Source organism: Agrobacterium larrymoorei, from assembly GCF_013322225.1.
GTDB classification, from domain to species: domain Bacteria; phylum Pseudomonadota; class Alphaproteobacteria; order Rhizobiales; family Rhizobiaceae; genus Agrobacterium; species Agrobacterium larrymoorei_A.
The window spans coordinates 83,877-106,516 of the sequence record NZ_JAAMFB010000022.1 but is presented as its reverse complement, the minus strand read 5'-3'; the positions used below and the strand labels follow the sequence as shown (position 1 = coordinate 106,516).

Sequence of the window (22,640 nt, the reverse complement as noted above, 5' to 3'; positions counted from 1 at the left end):
GCCGCTAGCCTATCAGGAGGCCATCAAGTATCGAGCCCGCTCATCCCCTCTGGCAACCGTCGTCTTGAACCGGCTTAAGAGGTCGGCAAGAATATCTGTTTCCTGATTGAGACTTTGGGCAGCAGCCGTGGTTTCTTCAACCATCGCTGCGTTTTGCTGGGTGACCTTATCCATATGATCACCCGCTGCGGAGACCTCGCGAAGGCTTGCGGCTTGTTCGCGCGCAGCGACAGCTATCTCGGCGACCGTAACGTTCATCGCCGCAACTTGCTCTACTATCTGCTCGAGAGAGACGCCCGATTGTCCAACCAGTTCAACACCGGTTTTGACTTGCGCCGATGACGTCGTGATCAGCTCCTTGATTTCCCGAGCGGCTGCAGCCGACCGCTGGGCGAGCTCACGTACCTCTTGGGCGACGACAGCAAAGCCCTTACCCGCCTCTCCAGCACGCGCAGCTTCAACGCCAGCATTCAGTGCAAGAAGGTTTGTTTGGAAGGCGATCTCATCGATAACGCTGATGATATTACCGATCTTCGATGACGAGTTTTGTATTTCAGTCATCGCAGCAATGGCACGGGAGACGATCTCGCCACCCTTTTCAGCGTTGGTACGAGCTGTCAGAACCACTGCCTGGGCACGGCTGGCACCGTCCGCGGTCCCGTTGACACCTCGCGTAACATCGCTGAGCGCGGCAACCGTTTCTTCGAGTGATGCGGCCTGCTGCTCTGTACGGCGGGCGAGATCGTTGGATGCGGTTGATATCTCCGCAAGACCGGAGCGGATCGTTGTAACTGCGTGAATGACGCTACCGATCGCCTGCTCGAGGCTCGCGACCGAATTGTTGAAGTGATCACGAATTTTGAGGTAGCGGGTATCGACCTCACCAACTCGAACGGACAGATCTCCCTTCGAGAGCGCGTCCAGACCAATCGAAATCTGCTGAAATGCATGTTCCATGATGTGTGCGTCGGATAGCCGTTCGGCTTCCTGGCGCAAGCGTTCATCCTCAGCCGCGAGGCGCGCCCGCTCCGCATTGGCTTCTGCCACCAGCTTGGCACGTCCTGTTTCCTGGAACACCTTGAGCGACCGCGCCATAGCGCCGAGTTCATGACGGTTTTCAAGACCGGTAATCGCTATCGTGTCATCACCGCGCGCGAGCTGTTCCATGGAAAGTGCCATTCTGCGCACCGCCTTGGAAATCAGTCGTCCGACGAAATAAGAAAGTACCAAACCGATGACGATAAGCAGACCGCTGATGATGAGCGTCGTTTGGGTCGTCGAGTTAACGGTATCATCCACTGAGCTATCGAGTGTCTTCTGCGAACCGGTTACCATGGCTTGCAGTTTTTTGAACTCGTCCGCGATCTTCGGCGCCAGCACACCAAGCTGTGTGTCTCTGACATTTGCCGATGCCTGAAGAACTTCCTTCATATCGGAGAGGCGGGCTGTATAGTTTTGCATAAGCTGGCGGGCGCCCAGAAGTCGCTTCTTCTGCAGCTCGTTGGAGGCGGATGTCGCGGCAGTATCGTTGAGAGCGACGGCTTCGACCAGAGCAGCCTGTGCAGTCGCATAAGCCGCATCGTCATTCGAGTGTACGAAACGCTCCGAGAAGTAGAGACTGCGATTGAGCGCCTCGAGAGTGGCAGCGGTTCTGTTCAAAAGTGACAGGTCATTCTGGCGCCAGGCGCTACGCATGACGTCGTTCAATGCAATGCTTGTCCATGGTCCGAACTCGGTCACTTTCGACATCAGCATGTCACGTCGGGCCTGAAGTGAGACGATCTGCTCGAATGCCTTGCTGTAGCCAGCGATATCCTGCCTTATTGTCGCCAGCCCAGTCTGAAGATCGATATTTGACGTGAGCCTTGGGTCATCGGATTGAAAAGCCTTCACGCCCTCGCGAAAGCTACTCACCACAGCATCTGTCGGAGTCGTCCGAAACTCTTCGACGGACATCTGGATTGAGTGCAATCGATCACTGTAATCCGAGATTGCCATGCTTTGTCCCGCAGTGCCGCGGTAAGACGCAAAGATTGAAGAAATGCCGCGCATGCCCGAGATAGAGCTGATGGTGAGCACGCTCATCAATAATATCAGGAGCACGAAGCCCGCAGAGATTTGTGCTCGAATGCCGAATCTATTCCAGAAGTTTAACATCACAGGCCTCTCACGCTCACTGGCTTTTCGGCAGGTATTGGGCGACATTTTCAGGGGTAACAAGCTCGAAGGGAACGTTGTTTTCCCGCGATACTTTCTGCTTGTTTATGAGCTTCACCGCAGCGTCGACCGCTGTTGCGCCCTGCCCCACCGCACTTTGCAAAATGGTAACGTCAAGGTCACCTGCCACCATTGCCGCAAGAGCATCATCGGTCGCATCAATTCCGGCAACAACGACATTCTTCATCGAGATACCAGCCCTCTTCATCGCGCGGATCGCGCCGACGGCCATCTCGTCATTATTCGCGATCACGGCGTCAAACTTCACGCCGGCCGTAATCCATTCTTGCATTTGTTGATCGGCATATTCGCTCGACCAATAAGCGGCCTGTCTTTCGACGATCTCGAGACCCTTACATTCCGAAGTCGACAAAACATCGGAGATATCGTTCGTCCGCGTGCGTGCGGCCGCATGGAAAGGCTCGCCCATCAGCACGACGATCCGCCCCTTGCCTTTAAGAAGAGTGCAGACCTGTTTGGTCTGCAAAGTTCCCGACTCTTTCTCATCGGAAGCGACCACAACCTGATTTTCAGGCAGATCGAGCACGTTAGAAGGAAGGTTATTGATATAGATAAGCGGGACGCCAGCATCTGCCGCCATCTTTGTCATCTGAGGCCCCAGATCACCGTCGGAGATCGCTAGAATGATCGCGTCGACTTTGTCAGCGATCAGTTTCTGGACCTGCTTCTTCTGCTGCTCATTGTCGCTCATGGCGTTTTCAACGACAACCTTTAAGCCGGATATCGTTTGCCCGTGCGCGACTATTCCGTTCAAGAGCGCTGTTCTGAATTTATCCAAATCGGACATCGAGACCCCGATCGTCTGAGCATTTGCAACAGAGATCGACATCGCTAGCGCCATGGATACAAGTGCAATGAATTTCATAAGTACCCCGATGTTTAGTTTTATTTTATGATAATTACCGAAAAATAATTAAGAACTAGAGAACGATATAGAGACTAAGTAAATTTTAAAAAATTAACCATCAATTAATCATTGCCGACTTTATTTGATAATAAAAATTTTAATAATTAATACAATTTTCTCGCTGAAATAACGAATTTCACAAGCTTGTATTTACTTTGATGAAAATTTTAATTGTATTAATACAATTATTGCCAGCAATCAGATGGTAATCATGGATTGCTGCGGCGACAGAAGCGCTATTATACGAACGTTCTTTTTTCGAATTAGGTCTTTGATACGGAATGTATTGACCGAAACACTTATTGGCCGCCTTGTAGCGGACTGGATAGCTTAGAGGCGAGGCCTTTAGAGGATTAAACCTGATCAAGCTTGCCGAGCGCGTCTATGCGCAGAAACTCATTTCCAACCCAAAAAACTCACACCGCTGAGCTCGTTCAAAAAACTCAGTTCGAGCGCCCTCCGATATCAATGGAACCTATTTTCTCTTGGTTTGTTATTTCGTGGGGCAATCAGGGGAATTCCGTTGACGCAGCATCAATATAGTCTGGCTAGGTACTTGGCGAATGACGCAATTAAACACACGTCTCGCAATGCCTCGGTATTCCTCGTTCAGAGCGACAAGCCATTTGACGACCTCTTGAAGCAACTTCAAGATACGGAAAATCGACATTTGGTATCGTGTCCCAATGCTTCATCCAAAACATCTATGTCTTGAGTATTCCATCTCTTAGATGCGGGTGACATGACGTAAATTTTCAAAGTTTAGTTGAGTATCATCTTTACTCGTACGGCGCGCAACATAGTTCAAAAGGCAAGTCCATGACCGTTCTCAAGATCGTGTCGACCAACGAGAAATCGCCGACTGACGAAGCTTCACGAGAGCGATCGGATATTGATTTCCTGCACGCGATAAGCTTGGACTTGATTGTCGAGCAGGACGTGGAAATCCTTTACGAAAAGATCGTCGATGCTGCCATTGCGATTACGAAATCGCAGTTTGGTACAATGCAGCTGTTCCGGCTCGCGGATGACGGATTAGAATCCGGACTGCAACTTTTAATATCACGTGGCCTTAGTCACCAAGACCGGGCAGTCTGGGAATGGGTAAGTCCAAAAGCATACAGCAGCTGCACTCTGGCCTTGAAGACGAGCCGTCGAACGATAATTCCGGATTATGAAAGCTGGGAAGACATAGCTGGGACAGAGGACCTTCTCGCATTTCGAAGAGCCGGAATACGCGCCGCGCAGACAACCCCCTTGTTTTCTCGCAGCGGTGCACTTCTCGGCATGATCTCAACGCACTGGTCGGAGCCGCACGAACCTTCCGAGCGCGATCTTCGTATGCTCGATATTCTGGCGAGACAGGCAGCCGACCTGCTTGAACGTACCATCGCGGAAAAGGCGCTGCGTGAACGTGAGAAAGAGCTGGAGAACAAGGTCAGCGAACTTCGGGCGGCCCAAGATCTTCAGAAGCTGCTTGCAAACGAACTGGGTCACCGCGTCAAAAATCTCTTTGCGATGGTCAGTGCGGTCGTTTCACAGACATTGCGCGGCTCGAGTGAACATCTTCGAACTCAAACATTGCAGCAGCGGCTGATTGCCTTGAGTTCTGCTCACGACATTCTCCTGCAGTCCAACTGGCAGTCATCGCAGCTGGCCGATGTCGCGACCGCTGCAATCAATGGGACGGGTGTATCCGGGCGCGTCCGAATTGACGGACCGTCAGTGTTTCTGGGTTCGAAAGCCGCGCTTAGTTTGGCCCTGGTTTTGCACGAGCTGACGACGAACGCACTGAAGTATGGCTCCCTATCGGTTGGTGGCGGATATGTCGACTTTACCTGGCGCCTGGACACATCGGTCGATGGCGATTTGCTGAGGCTCTTATGGCGGGAAACAAAGGGCCCGGAGGTAATCCAGCCTTCAACAAAGGGATTCGGCTCCAAACTGATTAGCGCAGGGCTAAACGGCCTGGGTGGCGTCATCGTTGTCTATGACAAAGCAGGTCTGTTTTGCGAAATGAGTGCCTCTGTCTCGCAGCTTCAGGGTGCGGAGTGACCCTAGCTTTTGCTTCTGAGATTTTATGACGAATGGTCTCTGATCGATCACGCGGTCGAACGTCACGACATTATGCAAAGACAACCCGGAGCGCGTTGCGTCCGGCTGGATGACGTACCACGCCGGCGGGTACAGCTCCTAATCCTAACTGGTCGAACGATCCTTAAAAGCAATACACGCCTCAGGCGCTTGGATCGCATGGTTTCCCTTGTCCAGATACCATTTCCAACCTGAAGTGCTTTTTAAGCGCCCCCCCATTGCGGGCGACCAGACGTTAGCACCCTTCCTCACCGATATAACTTCAATGAACATGAACGACGGCACCTGTTTGCCGCCCGCTTCGCAATCATCTGCGAACGAAGCCGTCAGGGACAGTCAGACACATCTTTACGCAACCATGACTGCCGAATTCTCGCTCCTCAAGCAGGACTGTTGCAAGAACGAAAGGGCAGGCAAGAAGAAATATTCTAGAATTCATTTGTGAGATGTCAATTTCAGTCTTGTGAAATCTCAATTCCTTAGTATCGTCATGCCATGTTAGATCAGTCCTCACCCTTCGCCCATCCGTCCCTGCAGCCTGAAGGCAAGAACGCTTTTGCGTTCAAACGCCTGAAGCGTGCCCTAATTGCCTGCGAACTCGCTCCTGCAGACGCGGTGTCTGAAGGTGAAATTTCCGAGCGTTTTGGCCTGGGCAGAGCCGCGGTTCGCAATGCGCTTGCAAGGCTGGAAGTGGAGGGATTCATCTCTCCCATACCGAGAAATGGCTGGCAGGTTGCACCCATCACGGGCGCGGCGATTGGTGACATTTTAGAGGCCCGGAACGTTGTCCAGCCGCAGTTGGCGACCGGTGTTATCACGCCGGAAGAGTTGGCAAATTTGCGAGGCGTCGCTTCGCAACTTGATGCCTTGATCGCCCGAGCGGAAACAGAGGCCGTTCTGGCATCCAGAGCGCTTGATCGCTCCTTCCTCACTCTTCTGGCAAAACCGCGCGGCGAAATCGTCGTCCAATGGCTTAATAGCGCTCTGGATCACTCAGCAAGGCTCCTGTCCTATTTTGAAGGGAGCCATCCCAACTACATCCCTTCGTCCCGCACGTCCCTGATTGATCTTCTCGAGAACGAAGATGGGGCTGCTGCAAAGGACCTGCTCTTGGACGATGTGCGGCGGTTCCGCGAATATATTGTCGATCGCATGCTGCGATCGAAGACGTTCACATCAACGCTTCCACAGGTCGCTGCGGCCACTCGACTGAGCGAACAGTCCTCCATCGATCCCAGCACTGCATCACAAATCCTGGTAGGCCCGTCGAATTCCAAAAATAAGGGAAATGAGCAATGACAACTTCACTTGGCAGGAAAATGCTTGTTTCGGTCTTCGGGGCCTTTCTCTTGACCGCCCCCATGGTTGGCCCGGTCTGGGCAAAAGATGCCCTGACGATTGATCTCGTCAACGAGCCCTCCTCGCTGGACCCGCATGTGCAATGGAACCCGGACAGCTATTACGTCTATAGAAATATTTTCGACAATCTTGTCACGCGCGACGACAAAGGCACCATCATTCCGCAGGTTGCCACGGAGTGGAAGTATCTTTCCGATACTGAAATCGAATTCAAGATACGCAACGACATCACGTTTCACGATGGCTCGAAACTGACGGCCGACGATGTGGCCTTCAGCGTCAAGCGCATCACCGACCCGAAATTCGGCAGTCCGCAGCTTGGTCAGTTCAACAAAATTCTGGACGCGAAAGTGACCGGCCAAGATACCGTCACGTTGACTACGGACGGCCCGTATCCGGCATTGCTCGCACAGCTTGTCAAGCTTTCCGTCGTCCCCAAGGCCATTGTCGAGCGGGTCGGCAAGGATGCGTTCAACCTCCAGCCAATCGGCAGTGGACCTTACAAGTTCGAGGCCTGGCAGAGTGGCGTCTCCGTCACCCTTGCGCGCAACGATGCGTACTGGGGCGAAAAAGGGAAGTTTGAGAAGGCAACATTCAGAGCCGTGCCGGACGCCTCCACCCGGCTTGCCAATCTTCAGGCTGGAACGTCGGATCTCGGCGTCACTCTCGATGGAGATCTGGCAGCGCAGCTGGAAGGCTCCGCTTCCGCCAAAACATTATCGGCGCTGACGGAACGTGTCGCCTATCTGCGCCTGAATACGCAAAAACCTCCTTTTAACGATGTAAAACTGCGTCAGGCAGTCGCTCACGCAATCGATAAGGAAGGGCTGATCGAGGGTATTCTCGGTGGTCACGACAAGGCAGTGGACGAGCTTGCAACGCCGGTTCACTTCGGCTGGGTCGATGGCATCAAGGGGCCGGCGTTCGATCCTGATCAGGCTAAAAAAATCGTCTCTGATGCGGGAGAGTCTGCGAAAGCGAAGATCAATTTCGCAACGGCACCGGTCTTCGATCAGCGTGTGGTACAGGCCATACAGCAGATGCTCACCGATGTCGGCTTCAACGTCGAAATCGAAATGACGGATATGGCGACCTATCTGAAGCGCTCTCAGGGTGGTCCGGAGACCGCATCCTTGCTGGGCTATGGCCGCTGGTCATGCGCGTGCCAGGATGTCGATGGCGTTCTCTTCCCGCTTCTGGATTCCAAGAACATCTGGTCCACATATCGAAATCCCGAGGTCGACAAGCAACTGGCTGATGCCCGCTCGACACTCGATGAGGGCAAGCGTCTGGAAAACTATCAGAAGGTCCATGAAACGGTGGCGAGCGATATCCCTGTGATCCCGCTCTACCAGGTGGCCGCAATCTACGGCGCGTCCAAGCACCTCGAATGGACGCCGACCCCGAATGAAAGCCTGTTTCTGAACCGCATGACATGGAGTGATTGAGGCATCGTATCAAACGCTTGCCAGAGCGTATCTGGCGCCAGCTCAAAGAAGCAGAAAGCTTCGAGTATAAAGGGAACGAACATGAAAAACGTGAGGAACGGATTGCTTGCCGTGGCCGCAGGTTGGTTGCTTTCGACAGCCACCCCGCAATTTGCGATGGCGAAGGATATGTTTACGGTCAACCTGGTGAACGAGCCTTCGTCACTGGATCCCCATTTGCAATGGAACCCAGACAGCTATTTCGTCTATCGAAACATCTTCGACAACATCGTAACACGCGACGATGACGGCAAGATCGTTCCGCAACTGGCGACCGAGTGGACGTATCTGTCCGATACCAAGATCGAGTTCACCATTCGCGACGATGTGACCTTTCACAACGGTCAGAAGCTGACCCCGGAAGATGTGGCCTTCAGCGTGAAGCGGATCATCGATCCTGCATTCGCAAGCCCACAGCTGAGTCAGTTCAACAAGATCGTGAATGCGGAGGTGACAGGCCCGTCAAAGGTCACGCTGACGACAGACGGTGCCTATCCGGCCCTGCTCGCGCAGTTGGTGAAGCTTTCGGTTCTGCCGAAGGAGACCGTCGAAAAAGTCGGCAAGGACGCTTTCAATCTCAATCCAATTGGCAGCGGACCCTATAAATTCAAGCGCTGGGATCGCGGCGTTGCAGTCGTCGTCGAGGCCAATGCAGACTACTGGGGTGACAAGGGGCGGTTCAAGGAAGTGACATTCCGTGCCGTCCCGGATGCGGCGACGCGCCTTGCCAATATTCAGGCCGGCGCTGCCGATCTGGTCGTCACGCTCGATTCCGATCTGGCCGCCCAGCTTGAAGGCTCGACCAGTGGTAAGGCGCTGTCTGTGCTGACCGAACGGGTCGCCTATTTTGCTTTCAATGCCCAGAAGGCCCCGATGGACAATGCCAACCTTCGCAAGGCGGTTGCCTATGCGATCGACAAGGAGGGCATCACCCAGGGTATCCTCGGCGGATACGACAAGCCCGTCGATCAGTTCATGAGCCCTGCGCATTTTGGCTGGGTCGAAGGCATAGCCGCCACGCCTTACGACCCGGAAAAGGCCAAGGAGCTCATCGCTGCCGCCGGTTCCGCAGCAACTCAGCCGATCCCGCTTTTGACATCCCCCGTCTATGACCAGCGTGTCGTGCAGGCATTGCAGCAGATGCTGACCGATGTGGGGCTGAATGCACAAATCCAGATGACCGACATGGCCACATGGTTGAAGCAGATGCAGGGCGGGCCTGCGACCGTCCCGGCAACGGCGTTCAGCCGGTGGTCCTGCGCCTGTCAGGATGCCGATGGCATTCTTTTCCCGACGCTGAATTCCACCAGTGGCTGGGCCACGGCAGGCGACAAGTCGATTGACGACGCGCTGGTCGCCGCGCGGCAAACGCTCGATGAAGCCAAGCGGCTGGAGCTGTATAAAACCGTGCAGCAGATCAACTCGGACAAGAATTATCTGATCCCGCTCTATCAGGCCGCGATCATCTACGGTGCTTCGAACAAGCTCCAATGGAAGCCGACGCCGAATGAAAGCATGTTCCTCAACCGCATGACGTGGACCGACTGATGTTGGCAGCATCATGAAACATTTTCTCATCAAACGGCTGGGCGAAGCTCTGGTTGTGGTTTTCGGTGTCACGACGCTCATCTTCTTTCTGCAGCGTCTGACTGGTGACCCGACCTTCCTGCTGGTGCCCGAAACGGCATCGCTTCAGGATATCGAAGCGATGCGGCGTTCCCTCGGCTTCGACCGGCCGCTTCTCGTTCAATATGCTTCCTTTCTTCTGGATCTGATGCGGTTCGATTTCGGGCGCTCGATCATCCAGAACGTGCCGGTCGTCGATATCATCGCCTCGAGACTGCCTTACACATTGATGCTCGCCGGTGGCGCACTCTTCGTCGCCTGTGGCATCGGTATTCCGGTCGGAATCTTTCTGGCGCTGTTCCACCGCAATCCGGTCAGCGTGTTTCTGGCTGGCTTCGTGCTGGCGGCGCAAAGCCTGCCGACATTTTGGAGCGGTATTCTGCTCATCATGTTTTTTGCCGTGAAGCTCGGTTGGCTGCCGCCGTCATCGGCGGGCGGCTTTGAACACCTGATCTTGCCGTCCATCGCCTTGGGGCTGATCAGTATGGCGACGTTTGCGCGTGTCACGCGCACGGCCCTGATCGATGAGCTTTCCAAGGATTACGTCAGAACGGCACGCGCCCGCGGCGTGCCGATGGGGCGGCTGGTGGTCAAGCATCTTCTGAGAAACGCATCCATACCCGTCATCACCGTCGCAGCACTCGAAATCTCAAATCTACTGGCTGGTGCCGTGATCGTGGAAACGGTCTTTGCATGGCCGGGTCTTGGACAGCTGACGGTTCAGTCGATCGTTTCGCGAGATTTTCTGGTCGTGCAGGGCGTCGTCATCATGGGGGCTTTCGTGACCATCGCGCTGAACATCCTTGCAGACATTCTCTATAGCGTTGTCGATCCGCGCATCAGACTGGAGATCAAGCGATGAGCGGCGCAGTATCGGCGGCATCTCCGCGCACAAACTCCAGGCGTCTGCGTCGCAATCTCAAGGCGCTCCCATTCATCATCATCATGGCGCTCTTCGTGCTGGCTGCTATCTTCGCACCCCTCATTGCGCCCTATGATCCCAACACGCAAAATCTTCTGGGGCGCCTGAAAGTCCCGGGCACAACCGCACGCAACGTATTTTACGCACTGGGCAGCGACGAGCTTGGCCGCGATCTGTTGAGCCGTCTGATCTATGGCGCACGCGTGTCGCTCTTCGTTGCGTTCTCGTCTGTCATTCTCTCCGGTATCGTCGGCACCGCGCTTGGAATGATCGCTGGTTACGCCCGTGGCGTTGTCGAAACGGTCATCATGCGCCTGACCGACATCTTCCTTTCCATCCCAGCCATCCTACTTGCCATCATCACCGTCGCGGTCCTCGGTCCCGGCCTCGTCAATGTCGTGATCGTCCTGGCGCTGACACGCTGGCCACGCTACGCCCGCGTTGCCTACGGACAGACGCTGTCCGTCGCTAATATGCCTTACGTTCGGCTATCGCGCTTCATGGGTGCCGGTACGATGCACGTTCTTCTGCGCCATGTTCTGCCAAACATCATGGGCGCGCTGATCGTTGTCGCAACGCTGGAGTTCGGACTCATGGTGCTGTTCGAGGCGGGGCTTTCTTTCCTTGGACTGGGTGTCCAGCCACCCACCGCCAGCTGGGGCGCGATGCTCAGCGTCGGGCGCAATTATGTGGCCACCGCCTGGTGGATCGCCACCTTCCCCGGCATCTGCCTGTTTCTCCTCGTCCTTTCCGTCAACATGCTCGGCGACCAGCTTCGTGATCGCTTCGACCCCAAAATGAGGTAGTTCTATGAGTAGCGATTTTTCCGGTAAACGCGTCGTGGTAACGGGTGCGTGTGGCGTCATCGGTCAATGGATCGTCGAGGCGCTCCATTCAGCAGGTGCGCATCTGTGCCTCACCGATGCCCGGACAGCGGAACTCGATGCGCTTTCGGCGCGGCTGAGCCTGTCGGAACAGTCGTTCGTTCACACCTGCGATCTCACGGATGCGCAGTCTATCCAGGGACTTGTGGACGCTGTCGCAAATAACTGGGGCGCACCGGATGTTGTCGTGAACAACGCCGGCATCTACCCAAGCGGCTTCCTTCTGGATATCGATGTCGACGCGTGGGACCAGATCTTCGACATCAATCTGCGCGCTCCCTTTGCCATTACCCGCGGCATGGCCCTGTTGATGATCAAGGAACAGGTGCGCGGCAATATCGTCAACATCTCCTCCGGTGCCGCCCGCAAGATGCGACGCACCGTCGTACCGTATTGCGTATCGAAAACGGCGCTCGATCGCTTGACCAAAGGGTTTTCTCTTGAACTTGCGGAATATGGCATCCGCGTCAATGCGCTCGAGCCCGGCTTTGCGGCAGGCAGCGCTGTCAGCAAGCTTACCGATGACCACATCAATACGGTTACGAACACCATCCCGCTGGGCAGGGCATCGTCCGCAAAGGATGTCACCGATGCCCTGTTCTACCTCGCAGGCGACAATGCAGGTTATGTCACCGGCGCAACGCTCACCGTCGATGGTGGCAATTCCGCAGGGGTAATGACGGTCTTTCAGGACAAGAGGAGCGCGCTTTGACACCGCTTTTAAGGACTTCAGGCCCATGGCCCGATTATCAATGGCCTGAGGGCAAGAAAAGTGCCTTCTCATTTTCGGTCGATGTCGATGCCGATTCCCCATGGCTCTGGCAGAACCGGGACGACGCATCTCCGCGATTTCTGGGTCAACTTGAGCAACGGCGCTTCGGTCCGCGCGTCGGCATCTGGCGGATTCTTGACCTCTTGGATCGGTATGCGATCAAGGGCAGTTTCTTTGTGCCGGGTTCTGTCGCCGAGTTCTATCCTGAGCTATTGCCAGCCATGGTCGAGCGCGGCCATGAAATCGGCCTGCATGGTTACTTTCATGAAATCGTCTCGCAGACGAGCGATGACGAGTTCTCCGAGGCGCTTGAAAAATCGCTCGATATTTTCCGCAGCCAAACCGGGATAAAACCGGCCGGTTTCCGCTCGCCCGCATGGGAACTGACGCCACACATGCTTGCAGAGATCAAGCGCCACGGGCTTTACGATACATCGCTGTCGGGCTTCGATCATCCATACACCATTGGCGATGTCGCTGAGGTTCCGGTGCAATGGGCAATCGATGATGCCATCTATTTCAAATTTTTAGGCGGCGGAGCTGACCACTGGCCACCGGCATCGCCACAGGCCGTTTTTGAAATATGGCGTGACGAGTGGCAAAACCTGCACCGTTACGGTGGCATGCTGATGCTGACCGTCCATGACTGGATCTCCGGAAGGGCGCATCGCATCCATCTCCTTGAAAAGCTGCTCGATCTCGTCACGCAGGAAAAAGACGTGTGGGTCGCCACCGTCGGCGACATCGCCAGACATCATCTGAATTCGCCCAATCACGACAGATATCGCGTCGATGCCGAAATACCGGTGGGTTTCAAAACCCGCACGAACATGGAATAGCCTTATGCAGACCTGGACAATACAGAAGCCTTCCGTCGAAAGTCGCGCCGGCATCGTTTCGGCCCAAAACCGTTTCGCGGCGGAAGCCGGGGCGAATGTTCTGGCAGAAGGCGGAAACGCCATGGATGCCGCAGTCGTTACCGGCCTTGTCCTGAGCATCGTGGAGCCTTGGCTTTCGGGCATTGGCGGCGGTGGGTTTCTGCTCCATGCGGACGTGAAAACGGGCGAGGTCCATGGTCTGGATTTCGGCGTGAAATCATCGCGCAGACTGGACCCGGAGAGCTATCCGATCACCGGCGACCAAGGCGGCGACTGGTTTAATTGGCCGAGCGTGAAAGACGACCGCAACCTCATCGGCTACTCATCCATCTGCGTTCCGGGAACCATCGCAGGCTTTTCCGAGGCACTCCGGCGCTTTGGAACATTAAGCTGGGCCGAGGCACTGGCACCTGCCATAGAGCACGCCGAGCGCGGTCTGCTGATGGACTGGTATGCGTGTTTCTGTATCGCGACCGAGTGGGCAACGTTGTCGACGTTCCCGACGACCTCGGATCTCTTCATGGAGAACGGAAAACCGCCCCGCACTTCGGACCGTGCCGCAGACGTCTATCGTCCCATGAACGCCAAGGCCAAGGTTCTAAGGCGACTGGCGGAGGTGGGTGCGCGTGACTTCTACGAAGGCGATATCGCCAAAAGTCTGGTGCGTGACCTGAACGCGGGTGGCTCGCCGATCGATCTGGAAGATCTCGCCTCCTATCAGCCGCGCTGGGTCGAACCCAGGACGATGGATTACCGTGGGGTCGAAATCAATGTGATGCCGGGATTGAGCGGCGGACCCAGCTTTATCGACGCGATGGAGTTGCTTGCAACTTCTCTTTCGGCCGAGAAGATGCCGGATGCGACCTCGGCCGTTGCCTATGCCACGGCCGCACGCACGTCCTATAAGAAACGGCTGACCACAATGGGACAGGCGGCGACCCCGGATGGCGATTGCACGAGCCATATCAGCGTGGTCGATGCGAAAGGGAACATGGTCTCGCTGACAAACACGCTTCTGTCGCGGTTCGGATCGAAGGTCGCCCTGCCGGAAACAGGCTTTTTGATGAACAACGGCATGATGTGGTTCGATCCGCGTCCGGGCTACCCGAACTCCATCGCCGCAGGTGTGAAGCCGCTTGCCAATATGTGCCCGCTCGTACTGCGCAAGGATAAACAGCCATTCATGGCCATCGGTGCGGCGGGTGGTCGACAGATTTTCCCGGCGCTGACGCAGCTTGTCTCCTACGTTGTCGATTACGGGTTGACGCTCGAAGAGGCATTTCATCGCCCCCGCATCGACAGCAGCACGCCGACAATCAAGATCGATCAGCGCGATGCCGACGACATCGCCGCTGCCGTATCCGAACACTACCCGGTGGAGATTGTCGACAACGCGCTCTACCCGGTCAATTTTGCGATCCCGTCGGCCGTGATGATCAGAAGCGACGGCATGCGCGTCGGCCAGGCGCACCCCTACAGCCCCTGGGCACATGTGGCGGCTGAAGGCGAGACCGGCAGGGAGGCAACATGATGGTTGGACAATCGGCGCCGCTGTTGAATGTGGAAGGGCTGCGCGTCAGCATCGATGGTGCCGCGATTGTCGATGGGATCGACCTTTCGATACAGCAAGGCGAGATACTGGCCATCGTCGGTGAAAGCGGCTGTGGCAAGAGCATGACGGCACTGTCCATTCTGGGGCTTTTACCAGACGCGGCCAAGATGCAGGGAAATCTGCGGATTGCCGATAAGGATGTCAGCAACTTAAGTTCAAAAGACCGGCGAGCCTTTCGCAGCGCCAACATGTCCGCCATCTTTCAGGAGCCGATTGCCGCGCTCAATCCGCTGATGCATGTCGGTGATCAGATCGCGGAAGCGCTCATTCTCAATCGCGGAACCGGCAAGGCCGAAGCCAAAGAGATTGCCATCGAGATCATGCGTCGCGTGGGCATCTCCGACCCTGAACGACGCTACAGCCAGTACGCATTCGAGCTCTCCGGCGGCATGTGCCAGCGTGTCTCGATTGCGGCGGCGCTGATCTCCAAGCCGAAACTTCTGATTGCCGACGAGCCGACGACGGCGCTCGATGTGACCATCCAGGCGTCCATTCTCGATCTCATGAAAAATCTCCGACAGGAAACCGGCATGTCCATCCTGCTGATTACCCACGACATGGGCGTCGTCGCCGAGATGGCTGACCGCGTGGCGGTCATGTATGCGGGCAGAATTGTGGAGACCGGTTTGGTGGACGACGTGTTTGCCGCGCCAGCGCATCCCTACACAAAACTTCTACTGACGACGATCCCCAAGCTTTCAGGGACACGCAAAACAGAACTCAACACCATAAAAGGCACCGTTCCCGATGTTGGCAACTGGCCTGCTGGCTGTCGTTTCCGCAATCGCTGTCCCTTGAGCGATGCGATCTGCGAAACACAGCCAGCCACAGAACCTGCGCCGAATGGCTACGCCATAGGCGCAGACACTCACCTGCGTGAATGTTGGCACGCTGAAAGAACGGTGGAACTGGCATGACTTCACCCCTTCTCTCCGTAAAAGACCTCAAGATACATTTTAATGTCAGCCAGCCCGCAGCATCCGGCGGACGCGCTGTCCTCAAGGCCGTGGATGGCGTCTCGATGGACATCGAGCGCGGCAAGACGCTTGCGCTTGTTGGCGAGAGCGGGTGCGGCAAGTCCACGACCGGGTACGGAATTCTGGGTCTTGCATCCGTCACCAGCGGCGAAATTCATTTCGATGGCAAGCCTCTGGGTTCCCTGCATCCCAAAGCGCGACACGACCTCATCTCAAACGAGATGCAGATCGTTTTTCAGGATCCGAGTGCCGCACTCAATCCCAAAATGTCGATTGCCGACAGCATTGGCGAACCACTGAAAATCCGTGGCTGGTCGCGTGCGGATCGCGCCAAGCGCGTGGCCGAACTCATGGAGATGGTCGGTCTTTCAGCCACGCAGGCCAGCCGTTTCCCCAACGAGATATCGGGTGGTCAAAGGCAACGCGTGGTGATTGCCAGGGCGCTTGCCCTATCGCCCAAGCTCATCGTGTGTGACGAGCCCGTATCGGCCCTCGATGTCTCGATCCGGTCGCAGGCTCTCAATATCCTGATGAAACTGCAACGAGAGCTGAACCTGAGCTATTTGTTCATCTCTCACGATTTGTCGGTCGTTCGCCATATCGCCGACGAGGTGGTGGTCATGTATCTCGGCACGATCGTTGAACGCGGCAAGACGCATGACGTGTATGGCGCACCACGCCACCCTTACACCGAGGCGCTGCTATCGGCCATTCCGCTGGCGGACCCGGTGGCGCAAAGAGCACGCAAGAAGATCGTTCTGTCGGGTGAAATTCCAAGCCCGCTTGCCGCGCCGTCCGGTTGTCCTTTTGTCACCCGCTGTCCTATCAAAGTGGAACGATGCTGGACAGATCGGCCTCGACTTGAGCCGACGACCAGCGGAACAGATGTCGCCTGCCACGAGCGACGCGGATAGCTTGAAGGAACGGAGTGCATGTCAATCATCGATCACATTACGGGGTTTCTTCCCGACCTTATCGCCATCCGTCATGATCTCCACGCGAACCCGGAAATCGGGTTTGAAGAAGAGCGAACGTCAGATGTCGTGGCAACGCATTTGCAGGCCATGGGCGTCGAAGTGCATCGGGGCATCGGCAAGACCGGCCTGGTGGGGTTGTTGAAAAATGGTGAAGGCCCAACGATTGCGCTGCGATCGGACATGGATGCTTTGCCGATGCAGGAATTGACCAATCTCCCCTATCGGTCTCGCCACGACAATCGGTTCCACGGTTGCGGGCACGATGGACACATGACGATGCTTCTCGGAGCTGCCCGCTACCTTTCGGAAACCCGGAATTTTGCAGGGACTGCAATGTTCGTGTTCCAGCCCGCTGAAGAAGGACTGGGCGGCTCGCGGGCGATGATATCCGACGGTCTGTTCGAACGTTTCCCGTGTGATGAAATCTATGCGCTTCACAACGCACCTCATCATCCCAAGGGAACGGTTGCAATCTCAAGGGGCCCTGCCATGGCAGGGGCCGACTTCTTCGATATCCGCATCAAGGGCAAGGGAGGTCACGCGGCTTTGCCCGATACGACGATTGACCCCGTCATTGTCATGAACACGCTGATTCAGTCGCTTCAGACGATAGTTTCGCGAAACATCTCGCCCATTTCGTCCGCCGTCATTTCGGTGACAAAGATATCAGCCGGATCTGCTTACAACGTCATACCAGACGTGGTGGAACTGGGTGGAACGATCCGGGCGCTGGACGAGGACACTCGCTTGCTGGCTCGCGAGAGGATGCTTCAAACTGCACGAGGCTGCGAAGAACTTTATGGTGTCGAGATTGAGGTCGACATCCGCGACGTTTTTTCGGTGCTGAACAATCACCCTGTTCAGACACAGGCGGTCATTGATATCACAAGCTCGCTGCTGGGAAGCGGTCATGTGAACGCGGAATGCCCGCCCTTCATGGCGAGTGAAGACTTTGCCGACATGTTGAAAATCGTTCCGGGCGCCTATTTTTTCATTGGCCAGGAAAATAGCGCTCCGCTGCATAATCCAGCTTACAAATTCGACGATGACATAATTCCAGTGGGCGCAGCCACTCTTGCATCGGTCGTGGAAGCCAGGAGTTTAATACGCCAGTGACTTGCCCGTCGAGCGTATAAAGCCTGCGTAGGGCGGCGCTGACACTTCGCCGCCCTTAGACACACTCATCATTCAGCTCTTTTCGAGGGCAACAATGGCCTGCGCTCACTGAGCAATTATCGCGCGACTTCGCAGATATCCAAAATGGTCAGCATGTAGACGCGTATCATGTCGAGGAAGTCGACAATGTCGACCCGCTCGTCCGGCATGGTGTTGTACCGCCCGCCCGGCCCGCAAACGATGCCCTCCATACCAAGTTCGTGATACAGATGTCCTGCATCTGTGCCGTAAAAACGCGTCGGCGTGATCGCGCCGGTCGGCTGCTTTTCGCCGCGAACGGCCTCATAGGCCGCATTGATCGATTTTACGATGCGCGATTCAGGCGAGACCTCGAATGGAGGCATCAGAGGGCGGCCTTCGATGAGCTCGGGGACGAGTTTTGCTTTCAGGCCGGGGAACCGTTCCTCCAGCGCACGCAACTCCCGTTCAAGGTCTTCGAGTACGCCTTCCTGGGTCTGGCCGGGCGCATAGCGGCACGAGCCCTTCAGACGCACGAAATCCGCGACCTGCGGTGGCCGCCATTCTTCAAGATCACGACCGAGTGCGCCATGCACGACACCAACGTGACCACGGTTGATCGAGCGGTGAACGTCGCTCTTTGCTCCGCTGAATGTCATGGCGTTGATGCGCGGGATGATATCGCATGCGGCGGCAATCGCGTCGACGGATTCCTCGCGCTTTGAAAGGTGGCGGGTGTCGCCGGTCAATTCTATGACGTAGCTGAGCGCTGCGGCGTGCATCGTCACAGCCACGAGGTCGCTGGGCTCACTGTTGATGAAATAGTCCGCCTTGACGCCGTTTTTAATCGCCGCAAGCGTCCCGATGCCACCCTGCAACTCGCCGACAACGAAGGTCAGGATCACATCGCCTTTCAGCTTGATCCCAGCCTCCAGCAGCGTCTTGACGGCGCAGAAATAGGCAGCATCGCCCGCTTTCATGTTCGACACGCCGATACCGTAAATGAACGTGTCGTCGACCAGACCTGCGTAAGGATCGACCGTCCAGCCTTCGGTGACCGGGTTGGTATCGAGGTGGCCGTTGAACAGCAGGCTTTTGCCACCACCCTCGCCTTTCAGGCGACCGATGGTGTTGAAGCGACGCCCCTCATCAAACGGCTGAAGCTCGGCTTCCACACCGATTTTTTCCAGCTCCGCGGCCATCCAGCGGGCGAGATCCTTCTCACCCTCGGTTTCCGAGTGGCTCTTGTGTTGAACCATCTGCGAGAGGAAATCGAGGCAAGCCTTTTCGTCGATCCGTTCCACGAGGGATTTCGGGTCCATTGTCATGCTCCTTGCGATATAATCAATTGTACTGTGCGGCGGCGCGAGGCACGGCTGCGATCAGGTTGCGGGTATATTCGGCCCGCTCAGTGCTATCGATCTCCTCTGCCTTCACGACTTCGACCAGATCCCCGCGATACATGACGGCAATACGGTGAGCGATCTGGCGAATGAGGTTGAGATCGTGGGTAATGAACAGGTAAGCCGTACCGCTTGCTTTCTGCAGTTCCAGCAGCAGTTCCACCACCGACGCCTGCACGGATACATCGAGAGCAGAGGTGATCTCGTCGCAGATAACGAGTTTCGGCTTCGAGGCAAAGGCGCGGGCAATCGCCACACGCTGCTTTTCTCCGCCCGAGAGCTGGTGCGGATAGCGGTTCGCGTGGGTGCGCGGCAGACGTACCTGCTCCAGCATATCCCCGATCCGCTGCTCGAGATTTGCCTGATCGCCAAACAGTTTCAGAGGTCTGGAGAGAATTTCGGAAATCTTCTGGCGAGGATTGAGGGAAGCGTCAGGATGCTGGAAGATGATCTGCACATCCTTTCGATAGGCATTATCCATATCGCCGAGATTTTTGATCTCGCGCCCATCGAAGACGATCTTGCCTTCAAAGCGGTTGAGCCCCGTCATTGCCTTGGCAAGGGTGGATTTACCCGATCCGGATTCTCCGACGATACCCAGAATTTCGCCGGGACTAACGCTGAGGCTGACAGCATTGTTGCCCGTTACACGATTGACCTTCTTACCGGTCAAGGCTGTAAAAAAAGGTTTGCGGCCGAAGTGCACGCTGACATTCTCGACCTTCACCAACGGCTTTTCGGTGACGATAATATCATCCTTGACCAGACGTCTGGCGGGATCTGGTACCGCAGCGATCAACTCCCGCGTATAGGCCTGCTGGGGATTGCTGAAAATCTCTCGAACTGTTCCCTGCTCAACAATATCTCCGCGCTTGATAACGGCCACGCGGCCAGCGGTGCGGGCAACCAGTGCCAGATCGTGAGAAATATAGAGGGAGGCCACGCCCGTTTGTGACTGCAACTCTACGAACAAATCGAGAATTTGGCGGGACGTGATTACGTCGAGCGCGGTCGTCGGCTCGTCGAATATGATGCATTCCGGATTGCAGGCAAAGGCGGATGCGATGACGACGCGCTGTTTTTCGCCGCCCGAGACTTCATGCGGCATGCGGTTCATCATCTGTGAAGGCGTTTTCAGACCGACATGGGCCAGCCTCACCTCCCCTTCCTTCCAGGCCTGCTGCCGTGTCAGTCCGGCGTGCCGCACAAGAACTTCCGCCAGCTGGGTACCGAGAGGAAGAGTAGGGTTAAGCGAGGTGCTCGGGTCCTGGAAGACCATGCTGATGCGCCTGCCGCGAATGGCTTCCATTTGCCGTTCAGACGTTTCGAGCAAGTTTTCACCGCCCAGCAAAATCCGACCCGAAGGCTCGTGCGCGTTCTTAGCCAAGTAGCGCATGATGGACCAGGCAAGCGAGGTTTTGCCTGAGCCACTCTCACCGACAAGCCCCAGGATTTCTCCACGGTGGATCGCAAGATTGATATCTTTCAGCGCATGGTAAGGACCATTCGGCGTATCGTAATCAAGCGAGTAGTTCTCGATTGAGATGACCGGTTTGTTCTCGACATTAGCCATTGTTCCACCTCAGGTTCGCGGATTGAGAGCGTCGCGAAGACCGTCGCCCAGAAGGTTGAAACCGACAGCGACGATCGCGATCGCCGCACTTGGCCAGATCAGGATGCCAGCTGACATGTGCATGTACCTGCGCGCTTCGGAGACCATCAGGCCCCATTCGGCAGCAGGCGGCTGAGCCCCGAGACCGAGGAAGCTGAGCGTTGCAAACAGCATCACGGCGAAGGAAACGCGTATCGTCATTTCGACAATGATCGGCGCAATGACGTTGGGTAACATCTCGCGACCGATGATGTAGCCTGAGCTTTCGCCGCGCGCTACGGCGGCATTGACATAGTCCTGCCTGCGAACCGTGAGCGCCACACTGCGGGTAATGCGCGCCATGCCGGGTGCAAAAGCAATGGCAACGGCGATCAACGCATTGATGGTGCTGGAGCCGAGCAAATTGACGACCAGTAGCGCAAACAGCAGGCTGGGTATGGACATGACGGCATCTATGGTGCGCATGATCAGTTCATCGGCTCTACCGCCAAGAAAAGCGGACGCCGTTCCGATGAGTGCTCCGATCAACGTGCCAACGATGGTTGCCAGCACGGCCATCACCACGGTTGCACGCGCTCCGATCAGCAGACGGCTGAAAATATCGCGGCCATATTGGTCGGTTCCCAGCCAGTAGGCCATGCTCGGCCCTTTGTAGCGGGCAAGCGGCGCGAGCTTTTCAGGGTCGTAGGGTGCCAGTGTCGGCCCGAACACGACGACGATTAAAACCAGAACGACGAGGGTAATGCCAATGGCGCCCTGGGGTGTCTTGAGCAGTCGTTTCAAGAACTCAGTCATACTGGATCCTCTTGTCGAGCCAGGCATAGAGGATGTCGGCGATAAAGTTGACGATGGAGTAGGTGGCGGCCATGATCAGTACGCCTGCCTGAATGGCAGGCAGATCGCGCGCCTGAATGGCAACGATCAACTGGCGACCGATGCCGGGAATTGCGAATATCTCTTCCACGACGATCACGCCGCCGAGAAGATAGCCGACATCAAGCGCAACGATGGTGATGGTCGGCAAAAGTGCGTTGCGCAACGCGTGTCGGCGCAGAACATGGCCCCGCGACATTCCCTTCAGCCGGGCGGCACGGATGTAGTCGGTGTGCAGCACGTCCACGAGTTCGGAGCGAACCATGCGCGATACGTGCGCGATCAGAATGATCGAGATGACGCAGACCGGCAGCACCAGATGCGCGATACCATCGGCGAAATTTTCCGTCAGTGGAACATAGCCCGTTGGCGGCAACCACTTCATCCAGTCTGCGAACACGAGAACGGCAACCGTTGCCGTCACGAATTCCGGCAGGGCGACGCCTGCGTAGGAGATCAGGCTCACCAGCATGTCGGCAAATTTGCCGCGCCGGATCGCCGCGATGATCCCGAGCGGAATTGCGATGATGAGCATGAGACTGATCGACAGGAATGCCAGAAGCAGCGAGCGGCCAAGCGCCTCAAACATGACGGGACCAATAGGCTGACCGGTTCGAAGCGATGTACCGAGATCCCCTTGCACCACATGCGTGAGCCACGTCAGATATTGCTGCCAAATGGGCTGATCCAGTCCCATTGTCGCCCGCAATGCGTCGAGAGCGTCTTTGGTGGCATTTTCGCCCAGCATCATGACGGCAGCGTCGGCTGGAAGTATTTGCGTTATCGCGAAGACGATGAGCGACACGACAACGAGCGTGTACAAGATCATCACCAGCCGCTTGAAGATGTAACTGGGAGACAAGAGCGTGTTCCTATCAAAGTCAG

General features: G+C 56.1%; 18 protein-coding genes. 12 read left to right on the top strand and 6 right to left on the bottom strand.

The window, feature by feature from the left end; all coding sequences use genetic code 11:
* Positions 1-12 precede the first annotated feature (12 nt).
* A complete protein-coding gene (locus G6L28_RS13840) occupies positions 13-2,157 on the bottom strand; it encodes a methyl-accepting chemotaxis protein (protein ID WP_174064412.1) in 2,145 nt (714 codons plus the stop codon).
* Between the two features lie 16 nt (positions 2,158-2,173).
* Positions 2,174-3,103, bottom strand: a complete 930-nt coding sequence (locus G6L28_RS13835; protein WP_174064411.1) for a substrate-binding domain-containing protein — start codon at positions 3,101-3,103, stop codon at positions 2,174-2,176.
* An 861-nt stretch (positions 3,104-3,964) separates the two neighbouring features.
* Between G6L28_RS13835 and G6L28_RS13830 the strand changes: the two genes are divergently transcribed.
* From G6L28_RS13830 to G6L28_RS13775, 12 genes are all read left to right on the top strand, one after another.
* Entirely contained in the window at positions 3,965-5,200 is a 1,236-nt protein-coding gene (locus G6L28_RS13830) for a sensor histidine kinase (RefSeq protein WP_174064410.1), read from the top strand.
* Positions 5,201-5,734: 534 nt separating this feature from the next.
* Positions 5,735-6,538: a GntR family transcriptional regulator gene (locus G6L28_RS13825; protein ID WP_174064409.1), complete on the top strand. Its 804-nt coding sequence runs from the start codon at positions 5,735-5,737 to the stop codon at positions 6,536-6,538.
* Positions 6,535-8,046 carry an ABC transporter substrate-binding protein gene (locus G6L28_RS13820; protein ID WP_234902573.1) on the top strand — a complete coding sequence of 504 codons (1,512 nt, stop codon included), beginning with the start codon at positions 6,535-6,537 and terminating at the stop codon, positions 8,044-8,046. Before G6L28_RS13825 ends, G6L28_RS13820 begins: the two co-directional genes overlap by 4 nt.
* Before the next feature lie 81 nt (positions 8,047-8,127).
* Positions 8,128-9,633, top strand: coding sequence for an ABC transporter substrate-binding protein (locus tag G6L28_RS13815; protein WP_174064408.1), 1,506 nt, complete (start codon positions 8,128-8,130; stop codon positions 9,631-9,633).
* 13 nt (positions 9,634-9,646) lie between these two features.
* Positions 9,647-10,573, top strand: coding sequence for an ABC transporter permease (locus G6L28_RS13810; protein ID WP_174064407.1), 927 nt, complete (start codon positions 9,647-9,649; stop codon positions 10,571-10,573).
* Complete coding sequence (locus tag G6L28_RS13805; protein WP_174064406.1) at positions 10,570-11,439, top strand: ABC transporter permease; 870 nt, start codon at positions 10,570-10,572, stop codon at positions 11,437-11,439. The genes G6L28_RS13810 and G6L28_RS13805 overlap by 4 nt, the downstream gene beginning before the upstream one ends.
* A gap of 4 nt (positions 11,440-11,443) precedes the next feature.
* Positions 11,444-12,229, top strand: coding sequence for an SDR family NAD(P)-dependent oxidoreductase (locus tag G6L28_RS13800; RefSeq protein WP_174064405.1), 786 nt, complete (start codon positions 11,444-11,446; stop codon positions 12,227-12,229).
* Positions 12,226-13,128, top strand: a complete 903-nt coding sequence (locus G6L28_RS13795; protein ID WP_174064404.1) for a polysaccharide deacetylase family protein — start codon at positions 12,226-12,228, stop codon at positions 13,126-13,128. The genes G6L28_RS13800 and G6L28_RS13795 overlap by 4 nt, the downstream gene beginning before the upstream one ends.
* Before the next feature lie 4 nt (positions 13,129-13,132).
* Positions 13,133-14,698, top strand: a complete 1,566-nt coding sequence (locus G6L28_RS13790; protein ID WP_174064403.1) for a gamma-glutamyltransferase family protein — start codon at positions 13,133-13,135, stop codon at positions 14,696-14,698.
* Positions 14,695-15,696, top strand: coding sequence for an ABC transporter ATP-binding protein (locus G6L28_RS13785; RefSeq protein ID WP_425292678.1), 1,002 nt, complete (start codon positions 14,695-14,697; stop codon positions 15,694-15,696). The genes G6L28_RS13790 and G6L28_RS13785 overlap by 4 nt, the downstream gene beginning before the upstream one ends.
* Complete coding sequence (locus tag G6L28_RS13780) at positions 15,693-16,670, top strand: ABC transporter ATP-binding protein (protein ID WP_174064401.1); 978 nt, start codon at positions 15,693-15,695, stop codon at positions 16,668-16,670. The genes G6L28_RS13785 and G6L28_RS13780 overlap by 4 nt, the downstream gene beginning before the upstream one ends.
* Positions 16,671-16,688: 18 nt before the next feature.
* Positions 16,689-17,849 carry a M20 aminoacylase family protein gene (locus G6L28_RS13775; protein WP_174064400.1) on the top strand — a complete coding sequence of 387 codons (1,161 nt, stop codon included), beginning with the start codon at positions 16,689-16,691 and terminating at the stop codon, positions 17,847-17,849.
* A gap of 116 nt (positions 17,850-17,965) precedes the next feature.
* Here G6L28_RS13775 and G6L28_RS13770 read toward each other — a convergent pair whose 3' ends face one another.
* From G6L28_RS13770 to G6L28_RS13755, 4 genes are read right to left on the bottom strand one after another with little or no spacing between them, the layout of a single operon-like run.
* Positions 17,966-19,189, bottom strand: coding sequence for a M20 family metallopeptidase (locus tag G6L28_RS13770; RefSeq protein WP_174064399.1), 1,224 nt, complete (start codon positions 19,187-19,189; stop codon positions 17,966-17,968).
* 22 nt (positions 19,190-19,211) lie between these two features.
* The gene (locus tag G6L28_RS13765) at positions 19,212-20,843 is read right to left on the bottom strand and encodes a dipeptide ABC transporter ATP-binding protein (protein ID WP_174064398.1); all 1,632 of its coding nucleotides are present in this window, start codon (positions 20,841-20,843) and stop codon (positions 19,212-19,214) included.
* A 9-nt stretch (positions 20,844-20,852) separates the two neighbouring features.
* Positions 20,853-21,677 (bottom strand): ABC transporter permease, encoded by an 825-nt coding sequence (locus G6L28_RS13760; RefSeq protein ID WP_174064397.1) that lies wholly within the window; start codon positions 21,675-21,677, stop codon positions 20,853-20,855.
* The gene (locus G6L28_RS13755) at positions 21,670-22,617 is read right to left on the bottom strand and encodes an ABC transporter permease (RefSeq protein ID WP_174064396.1); all 948 of its coding nucleotides are present in this window, start codon (positions 22,615-22,617) and stop codon (positions 21,670-21,672) included. Before G6L28_RS13755 ends, G6L28_RS13760 begins: the two co-directional genes overlap by 8 nt.
* Positions 22,618-22,640 lie beyond the last annotated feature (23 nt).

Bases quoted from the DNA above. Each gene is read 5' to 3' on its own strand.
- G6L28_RS13820 (WP_234902573.1), top strand. From the start codon at position 6,535: ATGACAACTTCACTTGGCAGGAAAATGCTTGTTTCGGTCTTCGGGGCC.
- G6L28_RS13810 (WP_174064407.1), top strand. From the start codon at position 9,647: ATGAAACATTTTCTCATCAAACGGCTGGGCGAAGCTCTGGTTGTGGTT.
- G6L28_RS13775 (WP_174064400.1), top strand. From the start codon at position 16,689: ATGTCAATCATCGATCACATTACGGGGTTTCTTCCCGACCTTATCGCC.
- G6L28_RS13815 (WP_174064408.1), top strand. From the start codon at position 8,128: ATGAAAAACGTGAGGAACGGATTGCTTGCCGTGGCCGCAGGTTGGTTG.
- G6L28_RS13765 (WP_174064398.1), bottom strand. From the start codon at position 20,843: ATGGCTAATGTCGAGAACAAACCGGTCATCTCAATCGAGAACTACTCG.
- G6L28_RS13825 (WP_174064409.1), top strand. From the start codon at position 5,735: ATGTTAGATCAGTCCTCACCCTTCGCCCATCCGTCCCTGCAGCCTGAA.
- G6L28_RS13770 (WP_174064399.1), bottom strand. From the start codon at position 19,189: ATGGACCCGAAATCCCTCGTGGAACGGATCGACGAAAAGGCTTGCCTC.
- G6L28_RS13780 (WP_174064401.1), top strand. From the start codon at position 15,693: ATGACTTCACCCCTTCTCTCCGTAAAAGACCTCAAGATACATTTTAAT.
- G6L28_RS13840 (WP_174064412.1), bottom strand. From the start codon at position 2,157: ATGTTAAACTTCTGGAATAGATTCGGCATTCGAGCACAAATCTCTGCG.
- G6L28_RS13830 (WP_174064410.1), top strand. From the start codon at position 3,965: ATGACCGTTCTCAAGATCGTGTCGACCAACGAGAAATCGCCGACTGAC.
- G6L28_RS13760 (WP_174064397.1), bottom strand. From the start codon at position 21,677: ATGACTGAGTTCTTGAAACGACTGCTCAAGACACCCCAGGGCGCCATT.
- G6L28_RS13800 (WP_174064405.1), top strand. From the start codon at position 11,444: ATGAGTAGCGATTTTTCCGGTAAACGCGTCGTGGTAACGGGTGCGTGT.
- G6L28_RS13790 (WP_174064403.1), top strand. From the start codon at position 13,133: ATGCAGACCTGGACAATACAGAAGCCTTCCGTCGAAAGTCGCGCCGGC.
- G6L28_RS13835 (WP_174064411.1), bottom strand. From the start codon at position 3,103: ATGAAATTCATTGCACTTGTATCCATGGCGCTAGCGATGTCGATCTCT.
- G6L28_RS13785 (WP_425292678.1), top strand. From the start codon at position 14,695: ATGATGGTTGGACAATCGGCGCCGCTGTTGAATGTGGAAGGGCTGCGC.
- G6L28_RS13805 (WP_174064406.1), top strand. From the start codon at position 10,570: ATGAGCGGCGCAGTATCGGCGGCATCTCCGCGCACAAACTCCAGGCGT.